This is a genomic window from Marinobacterium nitratireducens (assembly GCF_014645375.1).
GTDB lineage: Bacteria > Pseudomonadota > Gammaproteobacteria > Pseudomonadales > Balneatricaceae > Marinobacterium_A > Marinobacterium_A nitratireducens.
Genome location: NZ_BMLT01000007.1, coordinates 320686 through 326685, shown reverse-complemented (window position 1 = coordinate 326685; position 6000 = coordinate 320686). Strand labels below are relative to the sequence as shown.

The 6000-nt window shown below is 61.8% G+C and carries 5 protein-coding genes; 1 reads left to right on the top strand and 4 read right to left on the bottom strand.

Translation table 11 applies throughout. The annotated features are described in order from the left end of the window. Window positions 1–426 precede the first annotated feature (426 nt). The 3 genes from IEX85_RS15475 to IEX85_RS15465 all read right to left on the bottom strand — a co-directional run bounded on the left by IEX85_RS15475 (window position 427) and on the right by IEX85_RS15465 (window position 3293). Complete coding sequence (locus IEX85_RS15475) at window positions 427–1362, bottom strand: sugar ABC transporter substrate-binding protein (protein WP_188861504.1); 936 nt, start codon at window positions 1360–1362, stop codon at window positions 427–429. 65 nt (window positions 1363–1427) lie between these two features. Next, entirely contained in the window at window positions 1428–2444 is a 1017-nt protein-coding gene (locus IEX85_RS15470) for a Gfo/Idh/MocA family oxidoreductase (protein WP_188861503.1), read from the bottom strand. Window positions 2445–2471: 27 nt separating this feature from the next. Further along, a complete protein-coding gene (locus IEX85_RS15465; protein ID WP_188861502.1) occupies window positions 2472–3293 on the bottom strand; it encodes a TIM barrel protein in 822 nt (273 codons plus the stop codon). Between the two features lie 535 nt (window positions 3294–3828). Between IEX85_RS15465 and IEX85_RS15460 the strand changes: the two genes are divergently transcribed. After that, complete coding sequence (locus IEX85_RS15460; protein ID WP_188861501.1) at window positions 3829–4881, top strand: LacI family DNA-binding transcriptional regulator; 1053 nt, start codon at window positions 3829–3831, stop codon at window positions 4879–4881. A 315-nt stretch (window positions 4882–5196) separates the two neighbouring features. On the opposite strand, the gene IEX85_RS15455 is transcribed toward IEX85_RS15460, so the two are convergent. After that, a complete protein-coding gene (locus tag IEX85_RS15455) occupies window positions 5197–5958 on the bottom strand; it encodes a sulfite exporter TauE/SafE family protein (RefSeq protein WP_188861500.1) in 762 nt (253 codons plus the stop codon). Window positions 5959–6000 lie beyond the last annotated feature (42 nt).

The window sequence follows — 6000 nt, the reverse complement described above, 5'->3', positions numbered from 1 at the left end:
TGCTGTCGAGCTGCGTCTTCGCCTGGGAAGAGCGTGCGGAGTCGTCCTCGCGCTTCATGCGCGGCGAGATCCAGCGCTACGTCAACAAGTACTTCAAGTAACACCTTCCTCCATCCGGCCGGCATTCGCCGGCCGGCTTTTCATTCTCTCCCGCTTTCCTTTTCAACCCCATCGAAAGGTTTCTCGGCGAGGGGCTTCAATACCCTTGCGTACCCTAGCCTCGGTTTGCTTTCGTGAGAGCCTCGCCTCGAGGCGAACAAATCCGGCGCGTACATTCGCGGCGAGGCGCCGCCCACGGTCTCGACGGATCTACTAAAGCCTGCTCACTCAATACAAAAAAGGGCCGGTTACCCGAAGGTGCCGGCCCACGATCAGGAGCTGTTAGGGGCTGTTGACGTGTGTCGAGTCAACAGCCCCTAGGATGAATCAGTTGCGATCGATGTAGCTCTGCATGTTCTCCGGCGTCACCAGTTCGAAGGGCACCCAGACTTTCTGGTCGACGTCTTCTCCCTTTGCGAGCCGGACGGCAGCATCGACGGCGCCCCGGCCCTGCGACTTGGCGTCCTGGAAGACGGTGACGTCGAGCTCGCCGGCTTGCATCGCCTGCAGAGCGTCGGCGGTGGCGTCGACGCCGGCGACGACGACTTTGTCCATGTCGATCCCGGTTGCCTTCATCGCCTGGATGGCGCCAATGGCCATCTCGTCGTTGTTGGCGATGACGGCATCGAACTCGAGACCCGCCGACAGCCAGTTGGTCATGATGTTGTTGCCCATGGTGCGCTGCCAGAGGCCGGATTCTTCGGCCACGACCTCCATGCGTGAGCACTCGGGGGTGGCGATGACATCATGGATATCCTTGGTGCGCTGAATGCCGGTCTGATCGGTCAGCGCGCCCATCAGCACCAGCACTTTGCCTTTGCCGCCCAGCAGCCGGCACACTTCCTGGGTCTGCAGCGTACCGGAGTCGACTTCGTTGGACGCGACGAAGGCCTGGTTGTCGGGCAGCACGTCGACGTTGATGGGCTGACGGTTGACATATACCAGGGGAATGCCGGCCGCCTCCGCGGCATCGCTAATCGAAACGGTCGCATCGGTATCGACGGGGCTCACGACAATCGCATCGATACCCGAGGCGATGAAGTTTTGAATCTGGTTGAACTGAGTCCCCACCTCGTTCTTGCCATCCTCGATCTGGGCGTCGACTCCGATCTCATTGGCGTATTGCTCCATGCCCGTGCGCAGCAATGTCATGAAGTTGTCGTCATAGGTTGCCATGGCGATGCCGACTTTCAGTTCCTGGGCCGACGCGGTGCCGGACAGGGCAAGGGACATGCATACAGCGGACAGTAGCTTCTTATTCATTTTATTTTTCTCCTGGTCATTGGGGTGGAAACGCCCAAGGCGGGCGCTTCCGCGGGTTTTGCCCGTCACCGGATACGGACGGGCGCCTTATCCTTTATTGACTGGATGCAGGCCAGTGCGATCTCAAGCGCGGCGCGCGCGTCGCTGCCGGTCGGGCCCATGACCTCACCAGTCCGGACCGACTCGACGAAGGCCGCCAGTTGAGCGGTGTAGGCGCCGACGAAGTGATGGGCATCCAGGCGCCAGGTATCGTTGGAGACGCCGCCGGCGCCGAACAGGGTCATGCTGGAGCGCCGCACGTCGCCCATCGTCACCATGCCGGCGGAGCCGAACACTTCGCCGCGTACGTCATAGCCATAGAGGGCGCTGAAGTTGGCGTCGGCCACCGCGATGGCGCCATTGTCGAAGCGGATGGTGACGACCGCGGTATCCAGATGACCGGCGTCCCTGAAATCGGGGCGGATCAGCGCATCGGCGACAGCGTAGACCTCTACAGGTTTGGCGCCGGCATTGAGCCACAGCAGGGTGTCGAAATCATGGATCAGGGTCTCGTAGAAGATCGTCCACTGCGGGGTCCTGGCCGGATCGCCCTGGTAGGGACCGGGATCACGGGTCAGTGAACGCAGCAACTGTGGCGTGCCGACCTTGCCGTCGGTAATGGCCGCATGTCCCTCGGCAAATGCCTGGTCCCAGCGGCGGTTAAAGCCGACCTGCAGCGCGACCCCGGCCTGCTTCGCGGCGGCGATTGCGCGGTCCGCTTCCTCGAGGGTCAGTGCCATCGGTTTTTCACAGAACACGCCCTTGCCGGCTTCGGCGGCGGCTTCCACGAGACCGGCGTGGAAGCGCGCCGGCGAGGCGATGATGACGGCGTCGATATCGGGATTGGCCAGCAGTTCCTTCGGGTCGGTGGTGGCGACCGGGCAATCGAGGGTGGCGGCGAGGCGCTCCGCTGCGCCCGGTGCCGGGTCGGCGATGGCGGCAAGGTTGGCGTCCACCAGGCGGCGGGCCACGCTCTCGGCGTGGAAGGAGCCGATGCGACCGGCGCCGATCAGGCCGATGTTGATGATTTTGTTGCGCGACATGATATGTCCTCCGGGCAATGGTCAGGGTCAGGCGTTAGCGGAAAACGGATAGGTGAAGGCCTTGCGGAAGCGTTCCAGCGCGAGTTCGTCGTCGCTGGACGCCCAGCCCTCGAGGCCGATGTTGCCGCGATAGCCAACGTCATAGAGCGCCTTGGCGATCGCGGGATAGTTGATTTCCCCGGTGCCGGGTTCGCAGCGACCTGGGACGTCGGCGACCTGGATTTCGCCGATATAGGGGGCGCTCCTTCGGATCAGTTCGATCAGGTTCCCCTCTCCGATCTGGGCGTGATAGAGGTCGAGCATCATGCGCAGCCCCGGGCGGTTGACGCCGGCCACCAGTTCGAGGACGTCCTGTGCACGGGCAAAGGGCACGCCCGGGTGATCGACTTCGGTATTGAGATTTTCGAGCACGAAGGTGACGCCGTGCCGCTCTCCGAGCTCGGCCAGCCGGTCGAGGGTCTGCGCCGCCTTGATCCACATGGCACCGGTCATGGTGTGGGCCGGCTTGACCGGCAGTCCGCGATTGTCGAGGCCGGTGCCATGCAGATTCAGGCGCGGTATGCCTAGGTCGCGTGCAACGGGAATCGACTGCTCCGCGGTGCGCAGAAGCTCATCCGCCCCCGCGTCGTCGGACAGGGTGCCGGTGACATAGCCGGTCATCGACGAGAAGGTGGCGCCGCTGCTGGCCAGCATTTTCAGGTCGTGTTTGGTCCAGTCCCAGATCTCGACCTGGAATCCCAGCGCGTCGATACGCTTGATGCGCTCCGCGACCGGGAGGTTGCTAAATACCATTTCGGCGCATACCGCCAGCGTGAAAGGCTGATCTGCCGGGCTAGCCTGTGTCGTCATTTATTGTTCTCCGAGAGCTTGGTTGGTGAAACGACGCGGGTCGATCGAATGCTTGCTCTGCAACCGAGTGCAGATGGTGTAATGCTGCACCCGGTTGCAGATGCTTGTCAAGCACGGCTTTCGAAAAAAGGAGCGAAGCGCCGTTGGCCCGATTTCCGACTGGTCAGGCTGTCCTTCCCTGCGACTGGCGGCGCTTGGGTTGATGCCCGGGATTATCCGCTTCTTGTTCGTGGACTGGCGCTCTTGCTGAATATCGGTGCGGCTCCTGTACTTCAACACCGCCGGGAAAAGATACAAAAAAGCCCGGGCCTTGCGACCCGGGCAATCCCATCAGGATAGGGTTGGTCTCGGCTGCTGCTGCCGAAATTGAAACTGCTTTTGACCTTGCTGGACCGGACTCGAGTACGATCGCTGCTCAAAATGAAAGAGCAGCCTGCAACCGGTAGCATATCTAGCGGAAAAGAAAGGTGCCTCTGCACCCGATTGCATATAAGATAGTCCGATCTTCAGGACTCAGTCAACAGTTCAGTATTCGATGAATGATAAAACCACCAAAGGCAGTGCGCGCAAGGTCACTGCCAGCGACGTAGCCGAAAAAGCCGGCGTCTCCAAATGGACGGTATCTCGCGCCTTCACGGCGGGGGCCTACATCTCTCCGGACAGTCGCAAGCGCGTCATGAAGGCGGCCGAGGAGCTCGGCTACCGCCCGAATCTGCTGGCGCGGAGCCTGACCAAGAAGCGGTCCAATATGGTGGGGCTGGTGGTGGACGAGTTCGCCAACCTCAATATCCTGCCGGTGCTGAACGAGGTGACCCGCCAGCTTCAGCGCAAGGGATATTCGACGATGCTGCTGAACATCAATGCCGATCATGGCTATGCCCCGGCGCTATTGCTGGCCGACCAGTTCCAGGTGGATGGCGTTATCTTTCTCGGGGCGACATTGCCGGACGAGTTCGTCCACCTGATCAAGGAAATCCGGCATATACCGCTGATCGTGTTGTACCGGGACAGTAAGATTCCCGGTGTCCAGGTCGTGACGACCGACGATTACCAGGCCGGGGAGCAACTCGCGACTTTGCTGCTGGCACAGGGTTACCGGCGCCTGGGCTACATGGCCGGTCCGCCCAGTGGCTCGACACAGCTGAAACGCCTGGATGGTTTCAGTGCCGCACTGGCGGAGGAGGGGCTGAAGCTCGAGTTGACCCTCCAGGCTGGTTGCTACCAGCGCCAGCGTGGCTACGAGGTGCTGATGGACTACCTCACTCACTCGAAAGCCGACGGTCGGGTCGATGCAATTTTCTGTGAAAACGACAACCTGGCCATTGGTGCGCTGGATGCGCTGCGCGAGTTCGGCAACGACGCCGATATCGCCATCGTCGGATTCGATGATATCGAGTTGGGGGCTTCCGCCAGTTACAACCTCACGACCTACCGGCAACCCTTCGAACGGCTTGCGACCGAGGCGGTCACCCGGCTGGAGCGTGGCGAAACCGAGGGCAGCCGGTTCATCGCGCCGGGGCAGATCGTATTGCGGAGGTCCCATCTGAAACAGGGACGAGCGTGCGCCCCCGGCACGTGCGATTTTTAATCGATCAGCGCGCCGCACCGGCTTTCGCCGAGGTAGTGACGGCTTGCGCGCAGTTTCGCGGGCCCTAAAGAGCTAAAAAAGCTGGTTACCTGAAGGTGCTGGCGTGGCCGGCGGCTTTCATTTCCGAACCGCCAAACCGCCAGTGCGGGGTATGCCTCTATCTGGCCTGCAGAGAATTGGGGCCTTGAATTACTGGCGTCTGTCTGTTGAGGGTTTATCCGAGGAAGTGGCAGTGGCCTCCAGCGGGGCGGGCGTTCATCTCCACGAGCCCGATGCTATCACAGCCGGGCTCCCCGCCAAGTCGGGTCCGCATGTCTACAGCAGCCCTTCGGCACCCTCGATGCTGAGCTTGAGTCCCGCGACCAGCAGCAGCGCGTAGCAGAGCGCATAAAAGCTTTCGTCGCGAATGCGATGATGCAGCCACAGGCCGAGCCGGATTCCGACCGGCGCCAGTATCATCAGTCCGAGGGATGTGACGAGATTGTCTGTGTTCAGCAGGCCGAGCCAGGCGTAGGGGGCCAGTTTGGCGTAGTTGACGGCGGTGAAGAAGATCACCGTTGTGCCGACGAAGAGGCTCTTGTCCAGCCGTTGCGGCAGCAGGTACATATCGACCGGTGGTCCGCCGGCGTGGACGCTGAAGCTGGTGAAGCCGGCGAGGGCGCCCAGCAGGCGACCGGCGACCGGACCGGCATTTCTGGCCTCCAGCCTCTGTGTGCCCAGGCGCTGCAGCAGCCAGTTGGCGGCGAACAACAGGGACGTCAGCCCGACGATCAGCTTGATGTGCGCTTCGGACAGATGGGAGTAGGTGAGCGTTCCGACGGCGATGCCGACAAAGGCAGCCGGCAGCAGTAGGCGCAGGTTGGCTCGATCATAGACGCCGCGAAAGCCCCAAAGCGCGAACAGGTCCATGACGCAAAGTATCGGCAGCAGTATTGCCGCTGCCTGAGCCGGGGATATGACCAGCGACATCATCGGCACCGCCACGATGCCAAGCCCTCCACCCATACCGCCCTTGGAAATGCCGACGATCAGGATCGCCGGAATGGCGACCAGGTAAAACAGCGGGTCTTCGATCACGTGACGACTCCTATCGGCGTTGGCGCCAGTTCCGCTTTGCGA

Excerpts from the sequence above, each read along its gene's own strand:
- IEX85_RS15475 (WP_188861504.1), bottom strand. The coding sequence starts at position 1,362 with ATGAATAAGAAGCTACTGTCCGCTGTATGCATGTCCCTTGCCCTGTCC.
- IEX85_RS15470 (WP_188861503.1), bottom strand. The coding sequence starts at position 2,444 with ATGTCGCGCAACAAAATCATCAACATCGGCCTGATCGGCGCCGGTCGC.
- IEX85_RS15465 (WP_188861502.1), bottom strand. The coding sequence starts at position 3,293 with ATGACGACACAGGCTAGCCCGGCAGATCAGCCTTTCACGCTGGCGGTA.
- IEX85_RS15460 (WP_188861501.1), top strand. The coding sequence starts at position 3,829 with ATGAATGATAAAACCACCAAAGGCAGTGCGCGCAAGGTCACTGCCAGC.